Raw genomic sequence first — 25663 nt, 5'->3', positions numbered from 1 at the left:
CGGTGGTCGAGGTTCAGGGCCGGGCGGCGAGCGCGGCGGTCGTCGTGGCGGGGTCCGCCGGCAGCCAGCCGCCGCCGAGCGCCTGCGCCAGGCCGATCTGCGTGTCGAGCGCGCGCCAGGCCAGGTCGACGCCCTGGCGGCGCTGCACCAGCACGGCGGTCTCGGCCGTCAGCACGTTGAGGTAGTTGCCCAGCCCGGCGCGATAGCGCTGGACGGCGATGTCGTAGGCGCCCTCGGCGGCGGTCTGCGCATCGCGCTGCTCGACCTGCTGGCGCACCACCGAGCGGGCGCTGCTCGCGCGGTCGGCCGCGTCGCGCACGGCATCGATCACGCTGGCGTTGTAGCTCTCGATGGCGGCATCGAGATCGGCCGCGCGGCCGCGCAGGTTGGCGCGCAGCCGGCCGCCCTCGAAGATCGGCAGGCGCACCGCCGGACCGACGCCCCACTGCCCGCTGCCGGACTCCAGCAGCTTGCCGAAGCCCAGGCTGGCCGCGCCGACGAAGGCCGTCAGGCTGATGTTGGGATAGAACAGCGTGCGCGCGTTGGCGACGTCGCCGCGCGCGGCTTCGACGCGCCAGCGGGCGGCGGCGATGTCGGCGCGCCGGCCCAGCAGGTCGGCCGGAATGTCGGACGCCAGCGCCAGGCCGCGCAGCGAGGCCAGGGTCGGCACCACGAGCGATCGCGTGACGTCGGGCCGGCCCACCAGGGCATCGAGCGCATGGCGGGCGATCTCGATCTGCTCGGCCAGGGCCTCGATCTGCTGGCGCGCCTCGGGCAGGCCGCCCTCGCTCTGGCGCAGTTCGAGCCGCGTGTCGAGTCCGGCCGAGACGCGGTCGCGCACCAGGCGCAGCGTCTCGTCGCGTTGCGCGAGCGTGCGACGGGCGACGGCGAGCTGGTCGGACAGGCGCGCCCACTGCACATAGCCGCGCGCCACGTTGGCCGCCAGCAGCACGGCGGCGGCATCGATCTCGGCGGCGGCGGCATTGGCGCTGCCGAGCGCGGCATCGAGCGCGGCGCGGTTCTTGCCGAAGAAATCGAGCTCCCAGCTGCCGGCGAGCTGCAGCGTGCCGGTCTCCCGGACCGAGCCGCCCAGCGGCGCCGGGTAGATGTAGTTGCCGCTGAACTTCTGCCGCGTGAGGTCAAGCGCGCCATTGACCTGCGGCCGCGAGGCCGAGTCGGCGGTCGCGATGGCGGCCTGCGCGCGCGCCAGGCGGGCCTGGGCCGAGCGCAGGTTCGGGCTGTCGGCGAGCGCCGCGCCGACCAGCGCATCGAGCTGGCCATCGCCGAAGCCATGCCACCAGCGCGCCTCGGGCAGCATGGCGCCGGGAACGGCGGCGGCGCGGGCCTCGGCCGGGTCGGCCGCCGGCGCGGATGTGCCGGCCTCGGCCCCCAGGCCGAGCGAGGCGGCATCGCGCAGGCGGGCCTGCGAGTCGATGCCACCCATGTCGGCGCAGCCGGCGAGCGTCAGGGTCAGGGCCGCGATGGCGGCGACGACGACGGTGGCCGCGAACGTCATGGCGGCGGACGAGGGGAAGCGGGGCGTCATTTCTTTCCTGCCTGGGCCGCGAAGACCTGCGTGTTGTCGAGGATGCGATGCAGATAGCTCTTGAGCTGTGTCCATTCGGCGGCATCGAAGCCGGCCAGGTATTCGTTCTGCACGCGGCACAGGACCTCGGGCACCTGCTGGGCCGCCGCGCTGCCCTCGTCGGTCAGTTCGATGTTGACCACGCGCCGGTCGGTCACCGACCGCACGCGGCGGCACAGTCCCTTGGCTTCGAGCCGGTCGAGCAGACGGGTCATGGAGCCGGCGTCGAGCATGCATTCGCGTGCCAGCTCGGCCACCGTCTGCGCCTTGTGCGCATGCAGCTTGTGCAGTGGCAGCCACTGCGGATAGGTCGGCGAGTCGGGCTTGCAGAGCTGGACGTCGATGGCCTGGCTCATGGCGTTGATGACCCGGCGCATGAGGTAGCCGACGCTGTCCTCGGCCGAGTAGTTCTCCGGCTTGTAGAAGTCGGGCACGGGAGCCCCTGGCGGTGCTGGCGGGATCTTTGGATCGGTGTCTTGCATCGGGGCCAAATATTAGTTGCTTAGGCAACAATTGTCAAGGCTGCCTTTGCAAACGCAACCGTTGGGTAGAATCGGCCAATGGCTGATTCCGCTTCCCGCACCGCCGCCAAGGGCTCCCCGAAATCCCTCTCCGGCCTGCTTCCCTTCCTGCGTCCCTATCGTCTGCAGATCGCGCTCGCCGGGCTGTTCCTCGTGCTGGCGGCGGTCACCACGCTGATCTTCCCGCTGGCGCTGCGCACGCTGATCGACGGTGGACTGGTGCCCGCCGATCGCGGTGCCCAGACCCTGGCGTTGCGCCAGCATTTCGTCGCCCTCTTCGCCGTCGCGGTGGCCCTGGGACTGTTCTCGGCGGCGCGCTTCTACACGGTGAGCTGGCTGGGCGAGCGCATCACCGCCGACCTGCGCAACGCGGTCTACTCGCACGTGCTGCGCCAGAGCCCGGCCTTCTTCGAGACCACCCAGACCGGCGAGGTGCTCTCGCGCCTGACGGCCGACACGACGCTGGTGCAGACCGTCGTCGGCTCGTCGCTCAGCATGGGATTGCGCAACGCGGTCATGGGCATCGGCGCGCTCGCCGTGCTGGTCTGGACCAATCCCTATGTGATGGTGCAGGTGCTCGGTGGCCTGGTGCTGGTGGTGCTGCCCAGCATGTGGTTCGGCCGCCGCGTGCGCAAGCTCTCGCGTGCCAGCCAGGATCGCGTCGCCGATTCGAGCGCCATCGCCGCCGAGGTCCTCAACGCCATCCCGGTGGTGCAGAGCTATACCTCCGAAGCGCGCGAGGCGGCGCGCTTCGACGCTTCCACGAACGACGCCTTCCGCACCGCCGTGCGCCGCGCCAAGGCGCGCTCGGTGCTGGTGGCGTTCATCATCATCGCGACCTCGGCGGCGCTGCTGTGGGGCCTCTACCAGGGCACGCAGGCCGTGCTCGACGGCCGCATCTCCGCCGGGCACCTGGGCCAGACCGTGGTCTACGTGCTGATCCTGGCCAGCGCCGCCGCCGTGCTGGGCGAGGTCTATGGCGATCTGCTGCGCGCGGCCGGCGCGACCGAGCGCCTGATGGAGCTGCTGCACTCGCGCTCGGACATCGCCTCTCCCGCGCACCCGGCGCAGACGACCGTGCCGAGTGGCGGCAGCGCGATCACGCTCGATGCCGTCACCTTCCACTATCCCTCGCGCCCCGGCACGCCGGCCCTGCGCGACGTCAGCCTGCGGGTGGCGCCCGGCGAGACCGTGGCGCTGGTGGGCGCCAGCGGCGCCGGCAAGAGCACGGTGTTCCAGCTGCTGCTGCGCTACTACGACCCGCAGTCCGGCGGCATCGCGCTCGACGGCGCGGCCCTCGACACGCTGTCGCTGGGCGACCTGCGCCAGCGCATCGGCCTGGTGCCGCAGGACTCGGTCATCTTCTCGGCCAGCGCGTTCGAGAACATCCGCTATGGCCGGCCCGGCGCCACCACCGAGGAGGTGCATGCCGCCGCGCGCGCCGCCTTCGCCGACGATTTCCTGCGCGCCCTGCCGGAGGGCTACGACACCTTCCTCGGCGAACGCGGAGTGCGGCTGTCCGGCGGCCAACGCCAGCGCATCGCCATCGCGCGCGCCATCCTGAAGAATCCGCCGCTGCTGCTGCTCGACGAGGCCACCAGCGCGCTCGACGCCGAAAGCGAGCGCATGGTCCAGGCGGCGCTCGAATCCGCGATGACCGGGCGCACCACGCTGGTCATCGCCCACCGCCTGGCGACGGTGCAGAAGGCCGACCGCATCGTGGTGCTCGACCACGGCAGGGTCGTCGAGCAGGGCACGCACGCGATGCTGGTGGCGCAGGGCGGCGTCTACGCCCGGCTGGCGGCGCTGCAGTTCGGCGCCTGAACCCGGTCACCCGCTCCAGGGCCGGAGCGGGCGGCACGCTACTGCAGCGTGCCCTTGGCGTCCGGAGGGATCGGCAGCGCGACCACCTCGATGCCCTCCTCGTGCAGGGCCTCGGCCTGCGCGCGCGTCGCCTGGCCGCGGATCGCGCGCTCCTCGACCTCGCCGTAATGCATCCTGCGGGCTTCCTCGGCGAAGCGGTCGCCGACGTTCTCGGTGCTGGCCACGAGATGGCGCACGGCGCGGGTCCAATGCTCCCGCAGTGCCGACAGCGCCGCCGCGTCGCCCGTGGCCCCGGCCGGCATCGGCATGGTGGTCCCGCCGGCGGGCGATGCCGCGGGAGCATCGACCGGCGCCCGGGCGCCGCTCAGGTTGAGGCGCGGCGCCGCCAGCAGCTTGACGACCGCCGTGGTGCCGCAGACCGGGCACGCCACCAGGCCACGGCCGAGCTGGTCCTCGAAGGCATCGCCCGAGGCGAACCAGCCCTCGAAGCCATGGCCATGTTCGCAGCGGAGATCGAGGACCTTCATGCGAAGGATTATCCGGGTGCGCCCTCGGCGCCGAGGGTCCGCCAGTCGAGTGTCCACGCGCCCGACAGGACGTTCTGCAGCCACAGCGTGCAGGTCAGCGTCTTGGCGTCGGTCACGGTGCCATCGCGGCACCAGCCCAGCAGGGTCTCCGGCGTGGCGGTGAAGACATCGACGAACTCGCCGTCGTCGAGCCGGCGCTCGCCCAGCGAGAGACCGCGCGCGAAGTAGACGTGGATGATCTCGGTCGAATAGGCCACCGCCAGGTGCATCAGGCCGGCATAGGCCCATTCGCGGGCGCTGTAGCCGGTCTCCTCCAGCAGCTCGCGCCGGCCGCAGAGGAAATGGTCCTCGCCGGCATCGAGCTTGCCGGCCGGGAACTCGGTCATCACCTGCCCGACGGGATAGCGGTACTGGCGTTCCAGCACCAGCCGGCCATCGTCGAGCATCGGCACGACCACCACCGCGCCGGGATGGATCACATATTCGCGCGTCGCTGTGCCGCCGTCGGGCAGGCGCACGACGTCGCGCCGTGCCTTCAGGAAGTTGCCATCGACCAGCACCTCGCTGGCCGTGCCCTCCTCCCTCAGATGCGATTCGGTCGGACTGGAGGTGGTGGAGGCAGGAATCATGGACGGGGCCGGTGGCGAGGAAGGATCAGGACGGGGCCTGGGCCTGGCGGTGCTTGAGCAGGTAGCGCCAGGTGAAGCCCGGGAAGGCCAGCACGATGAACAGCGCGCCGGTGACGGCATAGAACTCCCAGCCCTGCGACGCGATCTGGCCGACGCGCTTCTCGAGCAGCAGCCCGACGCCGCCGGCGAGGCCGTAGAACAGCACCAGTTCCAGCAACCGCAGCGCCAGCGACTTGGGAGCCGCCGCGCGCAGGGGGATCAGGCCGAGGAAGCGCTCGGTCAGGAATGGCAGGTTGGCCACCAGCAGCGCGATGCCCAGCACCAGCCAGACGGACACGCTCTGGGACACCGCCACCCCGCGCGGGTCAGTTCGCCAGCGTGGCCGCGATGGCACGCGCGCACAGGTTCATGAGGCCGCCCGGCACCAGCCCGAGCACCAGGATCAGGGCACCGTTCAGGGCCAGCACGATGCGCACGTCGCCACCGCTGGTGACCGGCGGCGCCGACGCGGGAGGCGCGTCGAAGTACATGACCTTGACGATGCGCAGGTAGTAGAACGCGCCGATCAGGGACATCAGGACCGCGAACACCGCCATCGTGATGTAGGCCGCCTGGCCCGAGGCGATCAGGGCCTGCAGGACGGCCAGCTTGGCATAGAAGCCGACCAGCGGCGGCAGGCCGGCAAGCGAGAACATCGCCACCGCCATCACGCCGGCGTAGAACGGGCTGCGCTGGTTGAGACCGGCCAGATCGGAGATCTCCTCGCTCTCGAAGCCTTCTCGGGCCAGCAGCAGGATGATGCCGAAGCTCGCCAGCGTGGTGAGCACATAGGTCACGACGTAGAACATCGCCGCGCTGTAGGCCAGGCCGGCGCTGGTCGCGCTGGCATTGCCCTCGACCACGCCGCCGACCATGCCCAGCAGCATGAAGCCCATTTGCGCGATGGTCGAGTAGGCCAGCATGCGCTTGAGGTTGGTCTGCGCGATGGCCGCGAGGTTGCCCACCAGCAGCGAGGCCACGGCCAGCACGGCCAGCATCTGTTGCCAGTCGAAGGCCAGCGGCAGCAGGCCCTCCACCAGCAGACGGATGATGATGCCGAAGGCAGCGAGCTCGGGCGCCGCGCCGATCAGCAGCGTGATCGCCGTCGGCGCGCCCTGATAGACGTCGGGCACCCACATGTGGAACGGCGCCGCACCGACCTTGAACGCCAGGCCGGCGACGATGAAGACCAGTCCGAACACCAGCACCTGGTGGTTCACCTGGCGGCTGGCGATGGCGCGGAACACCTCGTTGACGTCGAGCGACCCGGTGGCGCCGTACATCATCGACAGGCCATAGAGCAGGAAGCCGCTGGCCATGGCGCCGAGCACGAAGTACTTCATGGCGGCCTCGCTGGCGGTGGCGTCGTCGCGGCGCAGGGCGACCAGCGCATAGCTCGACAGCGTCAGCAGTTCCAGGCCGAGGTAAATCAGCAGGAAGTTGCTGCCCGAGATCATCACGAACATGCCCAGCAGCGACAGCATGCTGATGGTGAAGATCTCGCCGCCGCGCAGCATGCCTCGATCCGCCGCGTAAGGCCGGCCGTAGACCAGCGTGACCATCAACGCCAGGGTGGCGAAGCACTTGAGCCAGTTGCCCATCGGGTCGCTGACGACCATGTTGCCGAAGCCGTAGATGGTGCGGCCGGCGACGGCGTTCGCCCCCGTGAGCGCGGCCACCACGGCCAGCGTGAGCATCGTGAGGATGTAGGTCCGGGTGCGGCGCGCGTCGGTCGACGACAGGTCGACCAGCGCGATGATGCAGGCCATGACCAGCAGCACGATTTCCGGATAGATCGTGATCCAGCTGAGTTTGTCAATCATCTCGTTCTCTTCTTCAGCGTGATCAGGGCAGCTTGGACATGGCCACGTGCCGCAGGAAATCGGCCACGGACACGTCCATCACATCGGTGAAAGGTTTCGGGTAGATGCCCATCCACAGCACCGCGATCGCCAGCAGGGCCAGCATCAGGAATTCCCGTGCGTTGATGTCCTGCAGCTCCTCGACATGGTGGTTGCCCACCGGGCCCAGGTAGACGCGCTTGTACATCCACAGCGTGTAGGCGGCGCCGAAGATCAGGGCCGTGGCGGCCCCCAGGCCGATCCAGAAGTTGGCCTTGACCGCGCCGAGGATGACCATCCATTCGCCCACGAAGCCGGCTGTGCCCGGCAGCCCGCAGTTGGCCATGGCGAACAGCAAGGCGAAGGCGGCGAACTTGGGCATGGTGTTGACCACGCCGCCGTAGTCGGCGATCTGGCGCGAGTGGACGCGGTCGTAGAGCACGCCGATGCCCAGGAACATGGCCGCCGAGACGAAGCCGTGCGCCACCATCTGCACGATGCCGCCGGAGACGCCCAGGTCGTTGAAGATGAAGAAGCCGAGCGTCACGAAGCCCATGTGGGCGACCGACGAATAGGCCACCAGCTTCTTCATGTCCTTCTGCACCAGCGCCACCAGGCCGACGTAGATCACCGCGATGAGCGACAGCGCGATCATCAGCCAAGCCCACTCGCGCGAGGCGTCGGGGGCGATCGGCATCGAGAAGCGCAGGAAGCCATAGGCACCCAGCTTCAGCATGATGGCCGCCAGCACGGCCGAGCCGCCCGTGGGGGCCTCGACGTGCACGTCGGGCAGCCAGGTGTGGACCGGGAACATCGGCACCTTGACGGCGAAGGCGGCGAAGAAGGCGAAGAACAGGAAGGTCTGCGCGCTGGCCGTGAGCGGCAGGCGATGCCACGTCAGGATGTCGAAGCTGCCACCGGACTTGTTGTACAGGTAGATCAGCGCGACCAGCATGAGCAGCGAGCCCAGCAGCGTGTAGAGGAAGAACTTGAACGCCGCGTAGATCTTGTTGGGACCGCCCCAGATGCCGATGATGAGATACATCGGGATCAGGGTCGCCTCGAAGAACACGTAGAACAGCAGACCGTCGAGCGCGGCGAAGACGCCGATCATCAGGCCCGACAGGATCAGGAACGCGCCCATGTACTGGTTCACGCGCTCGGTGATCACCTCCCAGGCCGAGATCACGACGATGACGGTGATGAATGCGGTCAACAGCACCAGCCACAGGGAGATCCCGTCGACCCCCAGGTGGTAGTTGATGTTGAAGCGTTCGATCCAGGGCGCTTTCTCGACGAACTGCATCGCCGAGGTCCCGTTCTGGAACCCCGTGTAGAGCGGCAGCGTCACGACGAAGCTGGCGATCGACCCGAGGAGCGCGACCCAGCGCACGACATTCGCACTGTTCCGGCCGAACGCCAGCAACAGGGTGCCGACCACGATCGGCAGCCAGATGGCAAGGCTCAACAAACCCATTTTTATTGTTCTCCAGCGCAGCGCTTATTTGTTGAACCAGACGAAATACGTCATGAGCAGGAAGATGCCCAGCAACATCGCCATCGCGTAGTGATAGATGTACCCCGACTGCACGCCGCGCACGGCGCCGGCGATGCGGCCGATGGTGCGCCACGAGCCGTTGACGATCGCGCCGTCGATGACGGCCTGGTCCCCGCCCTTCCAGAAGGCGGTGCCCAGCGCGCGCGCGCCGCGCGCCACGATGTTCTCGTTGATCCAGTCGAGGTAGTACTTGTTCTCCAGCAGCCGGTAGACCGGGCCGAAGCCACGCTTGATCGCCGCCGGCAATGCCGGGTTGATCATGTACATGTAGTACGAGAGCACGACGCCGGCCAGTGCGAGCCAGAACGGCGCGGTGCTCAGACCGTGCAGTGCCATCGCCATGGGACCGTGGAACGCCTCCTCCATCTCGCGCATCGCGGGATGCTTGTCGAGATTGAAGAAGATCGCGTCCTTGAAGAATTCGCCATAGAGCATCGGCTCGATGGTGAAGAAGCCGATCAGCACCGACGGGATGGCGAGCAGCACCAGCGGCAGCCACACCACCCAGGGCGACTCGTGCGGCTTGGCATCGTGGTCGTGGCCGTGATGGGCGTCGTGCGACGTCGCGGCGTGCGGGGCATGGGAGGCGTGCGCCGCCTGGGTCCCGTGGCCGTCGTCGTGGCCGTCGAGTGGCTCCTCGTCGGAATGGTGCGCGTGATGGGCATCCGGGTTCTGGTCGTAGCGTTCCTTGCCGTGGAAGACCAGGAAATACATCCGGAACGAATAGAACGCCGTCACGAAGACGCCCGCCAGCACGGCGAAGTACGCGAAGCCGGCACCGGCCAGGTGGCTCTCGTGCACCGCCTCGATGATGCTGTCCTTGGAGTAGAAGCCCGAGAACAGCGGCGTGCCGATCAGGGCCAGCGAGCCCAGCAGCGAGGTGATCCAGGTGATGGGCATGTACTTGCGCACGCCGCCCATCCAGCGGATGTCCTGGTTGTGGTGCATGCCGATGATGACCGAGCCCGCGCCGAGGAACAGCAGCGCCTTGAAGAACGCGTGCGTCATCAGGTGGAACACCGCCACCGAATAGGCCGAGGCCCCCAGCGCCACCGTCATGTAGCCGAGCTGCGACAGCGTCGAGTAGGCGACGACGCGCTTGATGTCGTTCTGGATGATGCCCAGGAAGCCCATGAACAGCGCCGTGATGGCACCGATCACCAGGATGAAGCTGAGCGCCGTGTCGCTGAGCTCGAACAGCGGCGACATGCGCGCCACCATGAAGATGCCGGCCGTCACCATGGTCGCGGCGTGGATCAGCGCCGAGATCGGCGTCGGACCTTCCATCGAATCGGGCAGCCAGACGTGCAGCGGGAACTGCGCGCTCTTGCCCATGGCACCGATGAACAGGCAGATGCAGATCACCGTCACCAGCATCCACTGCGTGCCCGGGAAGGTCAGCGCCGCCAGGGCATCGGCCTTGGCGAAGGCCTCGCCATAATTCAGCGTGCCGGCATAGGCCGCGATGAGGCCGATGCCCAGGATGAAGCCGAAGTCGCCGACCCGGTTGACCAGAAAGGCCTTCATGTTGGCGAAGATCGCGGTCGGCTTGTTGAACCAGAAGCCGATCAGCAGGTACGACACCAGGCCCACCGCCTCCCAGCCGAAGAACAGCTGGAGCATGTTGTTGCTCATCACGAGCATCAGCATGGAGAAGGTGAACAGCGAGATGTAGGCGAAGAAGCGGTTGTAGCCCTCGTCCTCCTCCATGTAGCCGATGGTGTAGATGTGCACCATCAGCGAGACGAAGGTGACGACGCACATCATCATGGCGGTCAGACCGTCGACCAGGAAGCCGACCTCCATCTTCAGACCACCCACCACCATCCAGGTGTAGAGGGTCTCGTTGAAGCGCGCGCCATCGGCGACGACGCTGCGCAGCGTCATGGCCGAGATGACAAAGGCGATCAGGACGCCCAGGATCGTCAGCGAGTGCGTGACCTTGCGGCCGATGTGGTTGCCACCGAACTTGGTGCCGAACAGGCCGGCCAGGGCGGCGCCCACCAAAGGAGCCAGCGGGACGGCCAGCAGCGTGGATGCGGAGAGAGTTGCGCTCATATGGAGAAGCCTCAGCCCTTGAGCGAGTTCAACTCGTCGACGCTGATGGTCGAGCGGTTGCGGAACAGCAGCACCAGGAGGGCCAGTCCGATGGCCGACTCGGCAGCCGCCACGGTCAGGATGAAGAACACGAAGACCTGCCCGTGCATGTCGCCCAGGTAGTGGGAGAAGGCCACGAAGTTCATGTTGACGGCCAGCAGCATCAGCTCGACGCACATCAGCAGGACGATCAGGTTCTTGCGGTTGAGGAAGATGCCGACCACCGCCATGGCGAACAGGATCGCGCCAAGCGTCAGGTAATGCGAGAGGGTCAGGGTCATGGCTTCTTCTCCACGGGAGCGGCGACGCTCGGCTCGGTCGGGGCCGGGGGAGCGGCACGGGTGGCATCGACCTTCACGACGCTCAGGCGATCACGCGCCTTGACGTGGATCTGCGTGCTGACGTCGATGAACTTGCTGTCCTTGCGCTGGCGCAGCGTGAGCGCGATGGCCGCGATCATGGCGACCACCAGGATCACGGCGGCGATCTGCACCGGATAGAGGTATTCGGTGTAGAGCAGGATGCCGAGCGCCTTGGTGTTGGAGAGCTGCGCCAGGCCGGCCTGCTGCGGGGCGATCGGCATCTCGCGAAAGCCGCCCATCAGCACATAGGCCATCTCGAGCGCGATCACCACGCCGATGAGGGCGGCCAGGGGGAAGTGCTTCCAGAAACCCTGTCGGAGGTTGTCGATGTTCAGGTCGAGCATCATCACCACAAACAGGAACAGCACCATCACGGCGCCCAGGTACACGAGCACCAGCACGATGGCCAGGAATTCGGCCTCGAGCAGCAGCCAGACGGCCGATGCCTGCGAGAAGGCCAGCATGAGGTAGAGCACCGCGTGCACGGGATTGCGCGCGGTGACGACTCGAAAGGCCGCGAACAGCAGCACGATCGAGAACAGATAGAAGAAGCCGGTCTTGACGTCCATGGATGTTTTTCTTTGGGGCGTCCGTCGTATCAACGGTATTTGGCGTCCGCGGCCTTGTTGGCCGCGATCTCGGTCTCGTACCGGTCGCCGACGGCGAGCAGCATCTCCTTGGTGAAGTACAGGTCACCGCGCTTCTCGCCGTGGTACTCCAGGATGTGCGTCTCGACGATCGAATCGACCGGGCAGCTCTCCTCGCAGAAGCCGCAGAAGATGCACTTGGTCAGGTCGATGTCGTAGCGGGTGGTGCGGCGCGAGCCGTCCTCGCGCACATCGGACTCGATGGTGATGGCGACCGCCGGGCAGACCGCTTCGCACAGCTTGCACGCGATGCAGCGCTCCTCCCCGTTCTCGTATCGGCGCAAGGCGTGCAGGCCCCGGAAACGTGGCGACAGCGGCGTCTTCTCCTCCGGGAACTGGACGGTGATCTTGCGGCGGAACGCATAGCGCCCCGTCAGGACCATGCCCTTGAACAGCTCGGCGAGCATGAAGCTCTTGAGGAAGTCGCTGACCGAGAAAGCAGATTTCGACGGCGCCGTGGCGACCGTGGTGGATGAAGGCATCGTGTGTTGCTCCGCTTATTTCCAGATGTTCCAGGGCGTCTGCATCCAGCCCCCGACCACCAGCAGCCACACCAGGGTGACCGGGATGAAGATCTTCCAGCCCAGACGCATGATCTGGTCATACCGGAAGCGCGGGAAGGTACCGCGGATCCAGATGAAGGTGGACACCACGAAGAAGGTCTTGAGGCCGAGCCAGATCCAGCCGGGGATGAAGTCGAGGAAGCCCACCGGCGACAGCCAGCCGCCCAGGAACATCAGCGCCGCCAGGATCGACACCAGCCACATGCTGGCGTATTCGGCCAGGAAGAAGATCGCGAAGCCCATGCCCGAGTACTCGACCATGTGGCCGGCCACGATCTCCGCCTCGCCCTCGACGACGTCGAAGGGGTGGCGGTTGGTCTCGGCGACGCCGGAGATCACGTAGACGACGAAGATCGGCAGCAGCGGCAGCCAGTTCCAGGACAGGAAGCCCAGGCCCATGTCGGCGCCCATGCCACGGCCCTGCACGGCCACCACGTCGCCCAGGTTCAGGCTGCCCGTGACCATGATGACGACCACCAGGCAGAAGCCCATGGCGATCTCGTAGCTGACCATCTGCGCCGAGGCGCGCATGGCGCCCAGGAAGGCGTACTTCGAGTTCGAGGCCCAGCCGGCGATGATCACGCCATAGACCTCGATCGAGGTGATGGCCATGATCAGCAGCAGGCCGGCGTTGACGTTGGCCAGCACGGCCTCGGGACCGAACGGGATCGCGACCCAGGCCGCCAGGGCCGGCATGATCGCCATCACCGGACCGAGCCGGAACAGGCCCGGGCTCGCGGCCGAGGGACTGATGATTTCCTTGGTCAGCAGCTTGAGCGCGTCGGCGATCGGCTGCAGCAGGCCCAGCGGGCCGACCCGGTTGGGTCCGTGGCGGACCTGGATCCAGCCCAGGAACTTGCGCTCCCACAATGTCAGATAGGCGACGGCGCCCAGCAGCGGCAGCAGCACGCAGATGATCTTGATCAGCGACCAGATCACCGGCCAGCCGCCGGCCGTCCACCAGCGCGCGGCGATCAGCCCCTGGCCGAAGGCGTGAATCGAATCGATCATGCGGCCACCTCGTCGAGCGTCACGTGCTGTCCTTGTGGCACGCCCTTGGCGGCGTGCCGGGTGCCGCGTCCGTCGGCGGTCAGTTGCAGCGACGGCGCGCGACGCGTCAGACCGTCGAGTTCATAGATGGCGGCGACCACCGGCTCGGCGGCGCCCACGACCGGCGCGGAGGCGAAGTCGAAATCCTCGGGCGCGGCATTGCCCAGCAGCACCGCCGGCACCTGCGTGGCCTTCTGGTTCTCGGCCGAACCCAGCACGTGCGCGAGCACGTCCTGCGCGGTCTCGAAATCGAAGCCCTGCACACCCAGCAGGTTCGCCAGCACGCGCAGCACCTTCCAGGCCGGTCGCGTGTCGCCGAGCGGCTTGGCCACGGCGTGGAAGCTCTGAATGCGCCCTTCCGCGTTGACGAAGGTGCCGGGCGTCTCGGAGAACGGCGCGATCGGCAGCAGCACGTCGCTGAAGGCCAGGTTGGTCTTGAACGGGCTGAGCGTGACGACCATCTGCGCGTGCTCGAGCCCGGCGCGCACCTGGGCACCGGCCGCCGAATCGAATTCGGGTTCGTTGTTGAGCAGCAGCAGCGCCTTCACGCCGCCGGCCAGCATCTGCGCGGCGTTCTGGCCGCCGGCACCCGGCAGCGCGCCGACCCATTGCGCGCCGACCGTGTTGGCCGCTTCGGTCAGGTAGCCGACGCTCGCACCGGTCTGCACGCCGATCCACTGGGCCAGGGCCAGCAGTCGCGAGGCGTCCGCATGGTGCGCGGCCGCGTTGCCCAGCAGGATGGCCTTGCGTTCGCCGCCGAGCAGCGAGGTCGCGATGGCCTTGGCGGTGTCGGTGGCTTCGCCGCGCATCGGAGCGGTCTCGCCCTTCTCCGCGCCGATGGCCGCGGCCACGTCGGCCAGCGCCTGCACCCAGTCGCCAGCGGCGGCAGTGTGCACGTTGGCGAGCGCCATGGCCCAGGCGTCGGGCGAGGCGAGCTCGCGCTCGGAGGCGATCACGCCGATGGCGGCGCCCTTGCGGGCGGCCTGGCGGATGCGCTGCGCGAACAGCGGATGGTCCTTGCGCAGGTTGGAGCCGACCACCAGCACGCGCTGGAGCGTCGTCAGGGACGCGATCGAGGTGCCGAGCCAGCGGATGTACTTGGAGCTGCCGAAGTCGGCATGGCGCAGCCGGTGATCGATGTTCTCGCTGCCGAGTCCGCGCACCAGCGCCGTGGCCAGGGAGATCTCCTCGACCGTGCTGTGCGGGCTGACCAATGCGCCGATCGCGCCGGCGCCATGGTCGGCCTTGATCTGGCGCAGGCCGTTGGCGACGTATTCGAGCGCCGTCTGCCAGTCCACCGCCTGCCATTGGCCGCCCTGCTTGAGCATCGGCTGGCGCAGGCGCTCGTCGCTGTTGAGCGCTTCATAGGAGAAGCGGTCGCGGTCGGCGAGCCAGCATTCGTTCACATCCTCGTTCTCGAGCGGAACGACGCGCATGACCTGGTTGTTCTTGACCTGGACGATCAGGTTGGCGCCGGTCGAGTCGTGCGGACTGATCGACTTGCGGCGCGACAGCTCCCAGGTGCGGGCGCTGTAGCGGAACGGCTTGCTGGTCAATGCGCCGACCGGGCACAGGTCGATCATGTTGCCCGAGAGTTCGGAGTCGACGGTGTCGCCGACCACGGTCGTGATCTCGGAGTGCTCGCCGCGATGAATCATGCCCAGTTCCATCACGCCGGCCACTTCCTGGCCGAAGCGCACGCAACGCGTGCAATGGATGCAGCGGGTCATCTCCTCCATGCTGATCAGCGGGCCGACGTCCTTGTGGAAGACGACGCGCTTCTCTTCCTCGTAGCGCGAGGAGGAGCCACCATAGCCCACGGCCAGGTCCTGCAGCTGGCACTCGCCGCCCTGGTCGCAGATCGGGCAGTCCAGCGGGTGGTTGATGAGAAGGAACTCCATCACCGACTGCTGGGCCTTGATGGCCTTGTCGCTCTTGGTGCGGACGATCATGCCCTGCGTGACGGGCGTGGCGCAGGCCGGCATCGGCTTGGGCGCCTTCTCCACGTCGACCAGGCACATGCGGCAGTTGGCCGCGATGCTGAGTTTCTTGTGATAGCAGAAGTGCGGGATGTACGTGCCCGCCTTGTCGGCCGCATGCATGATCATGCTGCCTTCGGTCACGTCGACCTTCTTGCCGTCGAGTTCGATTTCAACCATAGGTGTGTGTCGCGGTTTCGTGCTCAGGCGTTGACGGGCGTCTTGGCGACGTAGCCCGGGATCAGTGCCTCGAACTCGTGGCGGAAATGTTTGATCATGGCGCGCACCGGCATGGCGGCGGCATCGCCCAGCGCGCAGATGGTGCGGCCCTGGATGTTGTCGGCCACCGAATTCAGCAGGTCCATGTCGCTCGGCTTGCCATGACCGTTGTGGATGCGGTCGACCACCCGCCACAACCAGCCCGTGCCTTCGCGGCACGGCGTGCACTGGCCGCACGATTCGTGCATGTAGAAGTACGAGAGGCGCCGCAGCGACTCGACCATCGAGCGGCTGTCGTCCATGACGATCACGGCGCCCGAGCCCAGCATCGAGCCGGCCTTGGCGATCGAGTCGTAGTCCATGGTGCAGTCCATCATGATGGATGCGGGCAGCACGGGCGACGACGATCCGCCCGGGATCACGGCCTTCAGCTGGCGTCCCTTGCGCACGCCGCCGGCGAGCTCGAGCAATTTGGAGAACGGCGTGCCCATGGGCACCTCGTAGTTGCCGGGCATCTCGACGTCGCCGCTGACCGAATAGATCTTGGTGCCGCCGTTGTTGGGCTTGCCGCACGCGAGATAGGCCGGTCCGCCGTTGAGGATGATCCAGGGCACCGCCGCGAAGGTCTCGGTGTTGTTGATCGTGGTCGGCTTGCCGTAGAGGCCGAAGCTGGCCGGGAACGGCGGCTTGAAGCGCGGCTGGCCCTTCTTGCCTTCGAGCGATTCCAGCAGGGCCGTCTCCTCGCCGCAGATGTAGGCGCCGAAGCCATGCGCCGCGTGCAGCTGGAAGTTGTAGCCGCTGCCCATGATGGCATCGCCCAGGTAACCGGCGGCACGCGCCTCCTCCAGCGCTTCCTCGAATCGCTCGTAGGTGCCGAAGATCTCGCCGTGGATGTAGTTGTAGCCGACGCTGATGCCCATGGCGAAGGCGGCGATGGCCATGCCCTCGATCACGATGTGCGGGTTGAACTGCAGGATGTCGCGGTCCTTGCAGGTACCGGGCTCGCCTTCGTCGGAATTGCAGACGAGGTACTTCTGGCCCGGGAACTGGCGGGGCATGAAGCTCCACTTCAGGCCGGTCGGGAAGCCCGCGCCGCCGCGGCCGCGCAGGCCCGAACCCTTGACCTCGGCGATCACCTGGTCGGGCGTCATGCCTTCGGTGAGGATCTTGCGCAGTGCCTTGTAACCGCCGCGCGCCTCGTAGTCGGCCAGGCGCCAGTTGGTGCCGTCGAGGCCGGCATAGATCTGCGGCTCGATGTGGCGGTCGTGGAAACAGGTCTGGACGCCGGTCGCGCGGAACTGTTCGAGGACTTGGTCGGGCGTCATGCGGATTCCCCGTTCGATGCCGCCGGATGCGCGCAGGCGCGCAACCCGTCGACCAGTTGATCGAGCTTCTCGCTGGTCATGAAGCTGCACATCGTGCGGTCGTTGACCAGCATCACGGGCGAATCGGCGCAGGCGCCCAGGCATTCGCTCTGCTGCAGCGTGAAGAGACCATCGGCGGTGGTGCCGCCCATGCCGATGCCGAGCTTCTTCTCCAGGTGCGCCAGGGCCTTCTCGCCGTCGCGCAGCTGGCACGGCAGGTTGGTGCAGACGTTGAGCTTGAAGCGGCCGATCGGACGCTGGTTGTACATGTTGTAGAAGGTCGTGACCTCGTGCACGGCGATCTGGGGCATGCCGAGCACGTCGGCGACCACCTTCTCGTGCTCCGGACTCACGTGGCCATGCTCCTGCTGCACGATGGCCAGGCAGGCCATGACGGCCGACTGCGCCTGGTCGGGCGGGTACTTGGCGATTTCGCGCGCGAAGCGCTCGTGCGTGGCTTCCGACAGCGGCGGCACGGCTGCCGGAGCGGGGGTGTTGTCATTCATCGGTCGATTTCTCCAAACACGATGTCGAGCGTGCCGATGATGGCGACGGTGTCGGCGATCATGTGGCCGCGCGTGAGTTCGTCGAGCGCGGCGAGGTGCGCGAAGCCGGGAGCGCGGATCTTCAGGCGATAGGGCTTGTTGGCGCCGTCGCTCAGGAGGTAGATGCCGAACTCGCCCTTGGGGTGCTCCACCGCGGCGTAGGCTTCGCCTTCGGGCACGTGAAAGCCTTCGGTGAAGAGCTTGAAGTGATGGATCAGCTCTTCCATGTTGGCCTTCATCGACTCCCGGGCGGGCGCGGCCACCTTGTGGTTGTCGGTGATGACCGGGCCCGGATTGGCCTTGAGCCAATCGACGCACTGCTTGATGATGCGGTTGGACTGCACCATCTCCTCCATGCGCACGAGGTAGCGGTCGTAGCAGTCGCCGGTCTTGCCCACCGGGATGTCGAAGTCCATGCGATCGTAGACGTCGTAGGGCTGCTTCTTGCGCAGGTCCCAGGCGATGCCCGATCCGCGCAGCATCGGGCCCGTCAGGCCCAGGTTCAGCGCGCGCTCGGGCGACATGACGCCGATGCCCACGGTGCGCTGCTTCCAGATGCGGTTGTCGGTCAGCAGCGTGTGGTACTCGTCCACGTGCTTCTCGAACCGCTGCGTGAAGTCGTCGATGAAGTCGAGCACCGAACCACTGCGGTTCTCGTTCATGCGCGCCAGGGCCTTGGCGTTCTTGATCTTGCTGACCTTGTACTGCGGCATCGCATCGGGCAGGTCGCGATAGACGCCGCCGGGACGGAAATAGGCCGCATGCATGCGCGCGCCCGAGACCGCCTCGTAGATGTCGAACAGGTCCTCGCGCTCGCGGAACGCATAGATCAGGATCGTCGAGCTGCCGCAGTCGTTGCCGTGCGAACCCAGCCACATGAGGTGGTTGAGCAGGCGCGTGATCTCGCCGAACATGACGCGAATGTACTGCGCGCGCAGTGGCACCTCGAGGCCCAGGAGCTTCTCGATCGCCAGGCAGTAGGCATGCTCGTTGCTCATCATCGACACGTAGTCGAGACGGTCCATGTAGGGCAGCGACTGGATGTAGGTCTTGCCCTCGGCGAGCTTCTCCGTCGCGCGATGCAGCAGGCCGATGTGCGGGTCGGCGCGCTGGACGACTTCGCCGTCGAGTTCGAGCACCAGGCGCAGCACGCCATGCGCCGCCGGATGCTGCGGACCGAGGTTGAGCGTGTAGTTCTTGATTTCAGCCATGTTCGATCACCGGGGCATGACCTTGGATGCCGGGCCCCCGTAGTTTTCCTCGCGGATGATGCGCGGCGTGACCTCGCGCGACTCGATGGTGACGGACTGGTAGACGACGCGCTTGAGCTCTTCGTCGTAACGCATCTCGACATTGCCGTTGAGCGGGAAGTCCTTGCGGAACGGATGACCGATGAATCCGTAGTCGGTCAGGATGCGGCGCAGGTCCTCGTGGCCCTCGAACACGATGCCGAACAGGTCGAAGGCTTCGCGTTCGAACCAGTTGACCGAGCTCCAGAGCTGCATCACCGAGGGCAGCACCGGGAAGTCGTCGTCGGTGCAGAAGACCTTGACGCGCACGCGCTGGTTCAGGCTCGTCGACAGCAGGTGCACCACCACGGCATAGCGCAGCCCTTCCCAGACGCTGTCGCGGTAGGCCGAGTAGTCGACCCCGCAGAGGTCCATCAGCTGTTCGAATCTGCACTCCGGCGCGTCGCGCAGGATGCGCATCGCGTCCAGGTAGTCGGCCGCCTTGACGACCACCGTCAATTCGCCGAGGGCCACGGTGGCGCTCTTGAGCTTGTCGCCGAGGGCCAGCTCCACCGACGCCTTGAGCGCGGCCGGATCGATCGCAAAAACTGTCATGGACGTGCCCTCTTACGCGCGCGCGATGGTGTTGGTGCGACGCACCTTCTGCTGCAGCTGGATGATCCCGTAGATCAGGGCCTCCGCCGTCGGCGGGCAGCCGGGCACGTAGACGTCGACCGGCACGATGCGGTCGCAGCCGCGCACCACCGAATAGCTGTAGTGGTAGTAGCCGCCGCCATTGGCGCACGAACCCATCGACAGCACCCAGCGTGGCTCGGCCATCTGGTCATAGACCTTGCGCAGCGCGGGGGCCATCTTGTTGCACAGCGTGCCAGCGACGATCATGAGATCGGACTGACGGGGACTGGCACGGAACACTTCCGCGCCGAAACGGCCGATGTCGTAGCGTGCGGCTGCCGCATGCATCATTTCCACCGCGCAGCAGGCCAGACCGAAGGTCATGGGCCACAGCGAACCGGTCTTGGCCCAGTTCACCACGGAGTCGTACGACGTGGTGACGAAACCTTCTTTGAAAACGCCTTCAATGGCCATGGCTGTACCTTGTTTTTTCGTGGGTGCGGCCGCAGCCGCGCAGGCGATCGCTACTCCCAGTCGAGAGCGCCCTTCTTCCACTCGTAGGCGAAGCCCACGACCAGGATCGCCAGGAAGATGACGACCGCCCAGAAACCGGCCGCGCCGACTTCCTTGAGCGCGACGGCCCAGGGAAACAGGAAGGCGATCTCGAGATCGAAAAGGATGAAGAGGATGGCGACGAGGTAGTAGCGGACGTCGAACTGCATGCGAGCGTTCTCGAACGCTTCGAAGCCGCACTCGTAGGGGGAATTTTTGGCTGCATCAGGCCGATTGGGCCCCAACAGATAACCCAGTGCCTGGGGAGCGATGCCGACCCCGATGCCGACCAGGATGAACAACAGGACGGGGAGGTAGGAATCGAGATTCATCGTTGTTCTATCACCGCTTGCCACCAGCAAACAGCAGCCGTTGCTGCTGCCATTTGCCAGTGAGATTTGGTGCGGTCGGCGAGACTCGAACTCGCACAGCTTTCGCCACTACCCCCTCAAGATAGCGTGTCTACCAATTTCACCACGACCGCGGTTTTGACTGTCCGAATGGCATGAGGAACCCAAGAGTTTTTGGCTTTCCGGACAGCTTAAGAGTTTACCCTGAAATACATCCGGATTGCCATTCGGATGCAAGGATCATGACAGATTATTGCGTCGATCCGCTGCCCGAAGCCGGTGCGGCCGGCGCCGGCACCACCGCCGGAGCAGGCACCGCCTGGACGGCGGGCGCCGCCGGAGCGACGGACGTCGGATTGCCAGCGGGAATCTGCGATGCGGCCCCGGTCGATGCCGGCGCGGACGCAGGCACCGTGGCCGGGATCGGTGTCCCCGTCGTGGCTCTCTCGAGCAGGCTGCCGCCACCCACCGGACGGGCGTGGCTGAAGTACGCGAGCAGCAATGTGGTCGCGAAGAAGACGGCGGCGAGGACCGCTGTCGTGCGCGACAGGAAATTGGCGCTGCCGCTGGCGCCGAACAGGCTCCCCGCGCTGCCGCTGCCGAATGCCGCGCCCATGTCGGCACCCTTGCCGTGCTGGATCAGGATCAGTCCGATCATCACCAGCGCGGTCAGCATCTGCACGCCGACCAGTATGTTGAGAACCACGTTCATTGTTATCTACTCCTTGTTGAAACGGCCGCGCATGCCTCAGCGGGCCGCGGCGATGATCTGCAGAAAGTCCGGCGCCTTGAGCGAGGCGCCGCCGATCAGGCCGCCATCGATGTCCGGCTGCGCGAGCAGGTCCGCGGCATTGGCGGCGTTCATGCTGCCGCCATAGAGGATGCGGATGCCGGCGGCATGCTCGCTCGCCGCGTGATGCAGCTGGGCGCGCAGCACGGCGTGCACCGACTGCGCCTGTTCGGGCGTCGCCGTCCTGCCCGTGCCGATGGCCCACACGGGCTCGTAGGCGACCACGATCTCGCTGATGCAATGGCCGTTGAGATGGATGACGGCGGCCAGCTGCCGCTTCACGATCTCCTCGGTCTGCCCTGCTTCGCGTTCGGCCAGCGTCTCGCCGACGCAGACGATTGGGGTGATGCCCGCGCCGAGCGCGGCCGCGGCCTTGGCGGCCACATGATCGTCGGCCTCGCGATGGTATTCGCGGCGCTCCGAATGACCCACGATGGCATAGCGCACGCCGAATTCCTTCAGCATGGAAGCCGACTTCTCTCCGGTGAAGGCACCATGGGGACGGGCCGAGATGTCCTGCGCTCCGAGCGCCAGCGGCGATCCCGCCACCAGGGCCTGCACCTGCGCCAGGTACGGCGCCGGCACGCACAGCGCCACGTCGCAGGCCGGCGCGCCGATGTCGCGCCGCAGGGCGCCGACCAGGGCCTCGTTGGCGGCGAGACTGCCGTTCATCTTCCAGTTGCCAGCAATCAGCTTCCTATTCGTCATTTCGATCTCGTTGTGTGGGGTCACCAGGTCAGCACGATCTTGCCGATGTGCTGGTTCGATTCCATGAGCTCGTGGGCTCGCGCGGCTCCGCTCGGCCCACCCGCCGTGTCGCCGAGGGCGACGAAATTGCTGTGGATGGCCGGCTTGATGACGCCGCTCTCCAGCAGCGGCCAGACGGTCTCGCGCAGCGCCGCCGCGATCTCACCCTTGAATGCCACCGGTCGGGGCCGCAAGGTCGAGCCGGTGATGGTCAGCCGCCGACGCAGCACCTGGCCGGCATTGATCTCGCCCTTGACACCGCCCTGCACGGCGATGATGACGATGCGACCGTCGTCGGCCAGGCATTCGATCTCGCGCGCCACGTAGCTGCCGGCGACCATGTCGAGCACCACGTCGACGCCCTTGCCGCCGGTCAGGCGCTTGACTTCCTCGACAAAGTCGGCGGTCTTGTAGTTGATGGCGTGATCGGCGCCGAAGGCCTTGCAGGCCTCGCACTTCTCATCGCTGCCGGCCGTCACGATGACCGTCGCGCCCATGGCCTTGCCGAGCTGGATCGCCGTGACGCCGATGCCGCTCGATCCGCCCTGCACCAGCAGGGTCTCGCCGCGCTGCAAGCGCCCGCGCATGAAGACGTTGCTCCAGACGGTGAAGAAGGTCTCCGGCAGCGTGGCAGCCTCGACGTCGCTCCAGCCCTCGGGCACCGGCAGGCATTGCACGACGGGAGCCACGCACAGCTCGGCATAGCCGCCGCCCGCGACCAGGGCGCAGACGTGATCGCCGACCGACAGTCCGGCCGTGGCCATGGCTTTGGCGTCGCCGGCGACGATCTCGCCCGCGACCTCGAGGCCGGGCAGGTCCGAAGCGCCGGGTGGCACCGGGTAGTTGCCGGTGCGCTGCAGCACGTCGGGCCGGTTCACTCCGCTGGCCGCCACGCGGATCAGCAGTTCACCGGCACCCGCGACCGGTGCGGGCCGCTCGACGGCACGCAGGACCTCGGGCGCTCCGAATGTCGTGATCTCGATGGCTTTCATGGGCTTTCTCCAGGCTGGGACGCTCCTCGCGGAGGCGTCGCGTGATCCGTGCGGCGAGCGGTCGCCCGCCGCCGTCGATCAGGATTGCGGGTCGTTGCGGTCGCCGCGCGGGAAGTCCTGCGGCGCGGGGCGCTGCAGTTCGACCTGTGCCTGCTCCGGGTAGAGCGCGTGCTGGGGTTGCGGCTGCTGCGGTGCCTGCTGCTGCTCGCCACCACGCTCGTTGCCACCGGGGTTGCCATTGTCGAACCGGGGCGCGCGCTCGCCGCGCGGTGCACGGTCGCCGCGATCACCACGGTCGTTGCGCTCGCCACGGTCCGGACGCTCGCGACGCTCGCCGCCACGGTCCTCGCGCGGTGCGCGTTCCTGGAATTCCATGCCGGCCGGACGCTCCGTCAGGGCCTTGAGCGACAGCTTGACGCGGCCCTTCTCGTCGGTCTCCAGGACCTTGACCTTGACCATCTGGCCTTCGGTCAGGTAGTCCTGCACGCGCTCGACGCGCTCGTGGGCGATCTGGCTGATGTGCAGCAGGCCATCCTTGCCCGGCAGCAGGTTGATCAGGGCGCCGAAGTCCAGGATCTTGGTGACCGGGCCTTCGTAGATCTTGCCGATCTCGACTTCCGCCGTGATCTGCTCGATGCGCTTCTTGGCGATCTCCGCCTTCTCCGGATCGGTCGAGGCGATGGTGATGGTGCCGTCCTCGTCGATGTTGATCGTCGTGCCGGTCTCTTCCTGCAGGCCGCGGATGACGGCGCCGCCCTTGCCGATCACGTCACGGATCTTCTCGGGATTGATCTTGAGCGTGGTCATGCGGGGCGCGAACTGCGACACCTCGACATTGGCCGAGCCCTGGGCTTCCTGCATCTTGCCCAGGATGTGCACGCGTGCCTCCTTGGCCTGGGCCAGCGCGACCTGCATGATCTCCTTGGTGATGCCCTGGATCTTGATGTCCATCTGCAGCGCCGTGATGCCGGCGGTGGTGCCGGCCACCTTGAAGTCCATGTCGCCGAGGTGGTCCTCGTCGCCCAGGATGTCGGTCAGCACCGCGAAGCGGTTGCCTTCCTTGATCAGGCCCATGGCGATGCCCGCCACGTGCGCCTTCACCGGCACGCCAGCATCCATCAGCGACAGGCAGCCGCCGCAGACCGAGGCCATCGACGAGGAGCCGTTGGATTCGGTGATCTCCGAGACCACGCGCACGGTGTAGGGGAAGTCCTCCTTGCTCGGCAGCACGGCGACAAGAGCGCGCTTGGCCAGCCGGCCATGGCCGATCTCGCGGCGCTTGGTCGAGCCCATGCGGCCGACCTCACCGGTGGCGAAGGGAGGCATGTTGTAGTGGAACAGGAAGCGGTCCTCGTAGTCGCCCGAGAGCGCATCGATGCGCTGCGCGTCGCGTTCCGTGCCGAGCGTGGTGACGACCAGCGCCTGCGTCTCGCCACGCGTGAACAGGGCCGAGCCGTGGGTGCGCGGCAGGACCGAGCTGCGGATCTCGATCGGGCGCACGGTGCGCGTGTCGCGACCGTCGATGCGCGGCTCGCCTTCGAGGATCTGGCTGCGCACGATGCGGCTCTCGATCGCGAACAGCAGGTCGCTGACCTTGCCGGCATCGAAGGGCTCACCGCTTTCCTTGAGGGCCGCCATCACGCCGGCATTGGCCTCGCGCAGCGCCTGGGTGCGGGCCTGCTTGCTGCGGATCTGGTAGACCGCGCGCAGCTTCTCCTCGGCCAGGCCATTGACCTTGGCCACGAAAGCCTCGTCCTCGGCCGGTGCCTGCCAGTCCCACACCGGCTTGCCGGCGTCGCGCACGAGTTCGTGGATGGCGTTGATGGCGATGGCCGCCTGCTCGTGGCCGAACACCACGCCACCGAGCATGATCTCCTCGCTCAGCTGCAGCGCCTCGGACTCGACCATCAGCACGGCCGATTCGGTGCCGGCGACGACCAGGTCCATCTGCGAATCCTTGCGCGCCGTCTGGCCGGGGTTCAGGACGTATTCGCCGTTGATGTAGCCCACGCGCGCCGCGCCGATGGGGCCGCTGAACGGCACGCCGGAGACCGACAGGGCGGCGGAGACGCCGATCATCGCGGCGATGTCGGCATCGACCTCGGGGTTGAGCGACAGCGTGTGGATGACCACGTGGACTTCGTTCAGGAAACCTTCGGGGAACAGCGGACGGATCGGGCGGTCGATCAGGCGGCTGGTGAGCGTCTCGTGCTCGCTGGGCTTGGCTTCGCGCTTGAAGAAGCTGCCGGGGATCTTGCCGGCGGCATAGGTCTTCTCGATGTAGTCGACCGTCAGCGGGAAGAAGTCCTGGCCGGGCTTGGCCGACTTGGAGGCGACGACGGTCGCCAGCACCACGGTGCCTTCGATGTCGACGACGACGGCGCCGCTGGCCTGGCGGGCGATCTCACCGGTTTCGAGGACGACGGTCTTGCCGCCCCACTGGAACGACTTGGTGACTTTGTTGAAGAGGCTCATGTGTTAGCTCCTGTGTTGAGGGCGGAGGGACCGGCCGTCGCAAAAAGACGTTGTGCCGGCCGACTGCCGCCGGGGATTCGGAACGCTTCCAGAACACGATGCCATTCCAGCGAGGCTCGGCGCCGACGATGGGCATCCGAAATTCGTTGGAATGACACAGCTTCGCTCTGTGCGGCACTCCGGAGATGACGATTCAGCGGTTCGCGAAGTAAAAAACGCCTGAGCTAGCGGACTAACCCAGGCGTTTTTTCGTGCGGATCGGATTACTTGCGCAGACCCAGCTTCGCGATCAGTGCGGTGTAGCGGTCGGCATCCTTGGACTTGAGGTAGTCGAGGAGCTTGCGGCGACGGCTCACCATGCGCAGCAGACCGCGGCGGCCATGGTGATCCTTGGCATGGGTCTTGAAGTGGGGGGTGAGTTCGTTGATGCGGGCGGTCAGCAGTGCGACCTGGACTTCGGGGCTGCCGGTGTCGTTGGCGGCGCGGGCGTTGTCCTTGACGACTTCGGCCTTGATGGAGGCTGCGATCATGTGTGTGTTTCC

General features: G+C 66.9%; 25 protein-coding genes and 1 tRNA gene. 1 reads left to right on the top strand and 25 read right to left on the bottom strand.

Going from position 1 to position 25663, the window contains the following annotated elements:
• Positions 1–13: 13 nt before the first annotated feature.
• Positions 14–1546 carry an efflux transporter outer membrane subunit gene (locus AC1MLT_RS02330; RefSeq protein WP_481033677.1) on the bottom strand — a complete coding sequence of 511 codons (1533 nt, stop codon included), beginning with the start codon at positions 1544–1546 and terminating at the stop codon, positions 14–16.
• Positions 1543–2019: a MarR family winged helix-turn-helix transcriptional regulator gene (locus AC1MLT_RS02325; protein WP_481033676.1), complete on the bottom strand. Its 477-nt coding sequence runs from the start codon at positions 2017–2019 to the stop codon at positions 1543–1545. The genes AC1MLT_RS02330 and AC1MLT_RS02325 overlap by 4 nt, the downstream gene beginning before the upstream one ends.
• 126 nt (positions 2020–2145) lie before the next feature.
• On the opposite strand from AC1MLT_RS02325, the gene AC1MLT_RS02320 reads away from it, so the two are divergent.
• Positions 2146–3930: an ABC transporter transmembrane domain-containing protein gene (locus tag AC1MLT_RS02320; protein WP_481033675.1), complete on the top strand. Its 1785-nt coding sequence runs from the start codon at positions 2146–2148 to the stop codon at positions 3928–3930.
• A gap of 38 nt (positions 3931–3968) precedes the next feature.
• On the opposite strand, the gene AC1MLT_RS02315 is transcribed toward AC1MLT_RS02320, so the two are convergent.
• From AC1MLT_RS02315 to rpsO, 23 genes are all read right to left on the bottom strand, one after another.
• The gene (locus AC1MLT_RS02315) at positions 3969–4457 is read right to left on the bottom strand and encodes a DUF1178 family protein (protein ID WP_481033674.1); all 489 of its coding nucleotides are present in this window, start codon (positions 4455–4457) and stop codon (positions 3969–3971) included.
• An 8-nt stretch (positions 4458–4465) separates the two neighbouring features.
• Positions 4466–5086, bottom strand: a complete 621-nt coding sequence (locus AC1MLT_RS02310; RefSeq protein WP_481033673.1) for an NUDIX domain-containing protein — start codon at positions 5084–5086, stop codon at positions 4466–4468.
• A gap of 25 nt (positions 5087–5111) precedes the next feature.
• Positions 5112–5435 carry a DUF2818 family protein gene (locus AC1MLT_RS02305; RefSeq protein ID WP_481034872.1) on the bottom strand — a complete coding sequence of 108 codons (324 nt, stop codon included), beginning with the start codon at positions 5433–5435 and terminating at the stop codon, positions 5112–5114.
• 16 nt (positions 5436–5451) lie between these two features.
• Positions 5452–6948 carry an NADH-quinone oxidoreductase subunit NuoN gene (gene nuoN / locus AC1MLT_RS02300; RefSeq protein ID WP_481033672.1) on the bottom strand — a complete coding sequence of 499 codons (1497 nt, stop codon included), beginning with the start codon at positions 6946–6948 and terminating at the stop codon, positions 5452–5454.
• 22 nt (positions 6949–6970) lie between these two features.
• Positions 6971–8443, bottom strand: coding sequence for an NADH-quinone oxidoreductase subunit M (locus tag AC1MLT_RS02295; RefSeq protein ID WP_481033671.1), 1473 nt, complete (start codon positions 8441–8443; stop codon positions 6971–6973).
• 24 nt (positions 8444–8467) lie between these two features.
• A complete protein-coding gene (nuoL, locus tag AC1MLT_RS02290; RefSeq protein ID WP_481033670.1) occupies positions 8468–10582 on the bottom strand; it encodes an NADH-quinone oxidoreductase subunit L in 2115 nt (704 codons plus the stop codon).
• Between the two features lie 11 nt (positions 10583–10593).
• A complete protein-coding gene (gene nuoK, locus AC1MLT_RS02285) occupies positions 10594–10902 on the bottom strand; it encodes an NADH-quinone oxidoreductase subunit NuoK (RefSeq protein ID WP_481033669.1) in 309 nt (102 codons plus the stop codon).
• Positions 10899–11552 (bottom strand): NADH-quinone oxidoreductase subunit J, encoded by a 654-nt coding sequence (locus AC1MLT_RS02280; protein ID WP_481033668.1) that lies wholly within the window; start codon positions 11550–11552, stop codon positions 10899–10901. Before AC1MLT_RS02280 ends, nuoK begins: the two co-directional genes overlap by 4 nt.
• 29 nt (positions 11553–11581) lie before the next feature.
• Positions 11582–12112 (bottom strand): NADH-quinone oxidoreductase subunit NuoI, encoded by a 531-nt coding sequence (nuoI, locus tag AC1MLT_RS02275; protein ID WP_481033667.1) that lies wholly within the window; start codon positions 12110–12112, stop codon positions 11582–11584.
• 15 nt (positions 12113–12127) lie between these two features.
• On the bottom strand, positions 12128–13204 hold the full coding sequence (gene nuoH / locus AC1MLT_RS02270; protein WP_481033666.1) for an NADH-quinone oxidoreductase subunit NuoH: 1077 nt from the start codon (positions 13202–13204) through the stop codon (positions 12128–12130).
• On the bottom strand, positions 13201–15402 hold the full coding sequence (gene nuoG, locus AC1MLT_RS02265; protein ID WP_481033665.1) for an NADH-quinone oxidoreductase subunit NuoG: 2202 nt from the start codon (positions 15400–15402) through the stop codon (positions 13201–13203). Before nuoG ends, nuoH begins: the two co-directional genes overlap by 4 nt.
• Positions 15403–15425: 23 nt before the next feature.
• Entirely contained in the window at positions 15426–16766 is a 1341-nt protein-coding gene (gene nuoF, locus AC1MLT_RS02260; protein ID WP_481033664.1) for an NADH-quinone oxidoreductase subunit NuoF, read from the bottom strand.
• Entirely contained in the window at positions 16763–17311 is a 549-nt protein-coding gene (nuoE, locus tag AC1MLT_RS02255) for an NADH-quinone oxidoreductase subunit NuoE (RefSeq protein WP_481033663.1), read from the bottom strand. The genes nuoF and nuoE overlap by 4 nt, the downstream gene beginning before the upstream one ends.
• A complete protein-coding gene (locus AC1MLT_RS02250) occupies positions 17308–18561 on the bottom strand; it encodes an NADH-quinone oxidoreductase subunit D (protein WP_481033662.1) in 1254 nt (417 codons plus the stop codon). The genes nuoE and AC1MLT_RS02250 overlap by 4 nt, the downstream gene beginning before the upstream one ends.
• 6 nt (positions 18562–18567) lie before the next feature.
• On the bottom strand, positions 18568–19194 hold the full coding sequence (locus tag AC1MLT_RS02245) for an NADH-quinone oxidoreductase subunit C (protein ID WP_481033661.1): 627 nt from the start codon (positions 19192–19194) through the stop codon (positions 18568–18570).
• A gap of 12 nt (positions 19195–19206) precedes the next feature.
• Complete coding sequence (locus tag AC1MLT_RS02240; RefSeq protein WP_140839331.1) at positions 19207–19689, bottom strand: NuoB/complex I 20 kDa subunit family protein; 483 nt, start codon at positions 19687–19689, stop codon at positions 19207–19209.
• A gap of 50 nt (positions 19690–19739) precedes the next feature.
• Positions 19740–20099 carry an NADH-quinone oxidoreductase subunit A gene (locus AC1MLT_RS02235; protein ID WP_481033660.1) on the bottom strand — a complete coding sequence of 120 codons (360 nt, stop codon included), beginning with the start codon at positions 20097–20099 and terminating at the stop codon, positions 19740–19742.
• Between the two features lie 67 nt (positions 20100–20166).
• A tRNA-Leu gene (locus AC1MLT_RS02230) sits at positions 20167–20251 on the bottom strand.
• A 116-nt stretch (positions 20252–20367) separates the two neighbouring features.
• Positions 20368–20829, bottom strand: a complete 462-nt coding sequence (gene secG, locus AC1MLT_RS02225) for a preprotein translocase subunit SecG (protein WP_481033659.1) — start codon at positions 20827–20829, stop codon at positions 20368–20370.
• 36 nt (positions 20830–20865) lie between these two features.
• Positions 20866–21615, bottom strand: coding sequence for a triose-phosphate isomerase (gene tpiA / locus AC1MLT_RS02220; protein ID WP_481033658.1), 750 nt, complete (start codon positions 21613–21615; stop codon positions 20866–20868).
• Positions 21616–21635: 20 nt separating this feature from the next.
• Positions 21636–22646, bottom strand: coding sequence for an NAD(P)H-quinone oxidoreductase (locus tag AC1MLT_RS02215; RefSeq protein ID WP_481033657.1), 1011 nt, complete (start codon positions 22644–22646; stop codon positions 21636–21638).
• Between the two features lie 78 nt (positions 22647–22724).
• Positions 22725–25121 carry a polyribonucleotide nucleotidyltransferase gene (pnp, locus tag AC1MLT_RS02210; protein WP_481033656.1) on the bottom strand — a complete coding sequence of 799 codons (2397 nt, stop codon included), beginning with the start codon at positions 25119–25121 and terminating at the stop codon, positions 22725–22727.
• 263 nt (positions 25122–25384) lie between these two features.
• The gene (gene rpsO / locus AC1MLT_RS02205) at positions 25385–25651 is read right to left on the bottom strand and encodes a 30S ribosomal protein S15 (protein ID WP_007837783.1); all 267 of its coding nucleotides are present in this window, start codon (positions 25649–25651) and stop codon (positions 25385–25387) included.
• Positions 25652–25663: the final 12 nt, after the last annotated feature.

It is taken from the genome of Variovorax sp. PEI5, from assembly GCF_056679935.1.
Note: the sequence above shows the minus strand (reverse complement) of the source record. Positions and strands in the feature narration are given on the sequence as shown.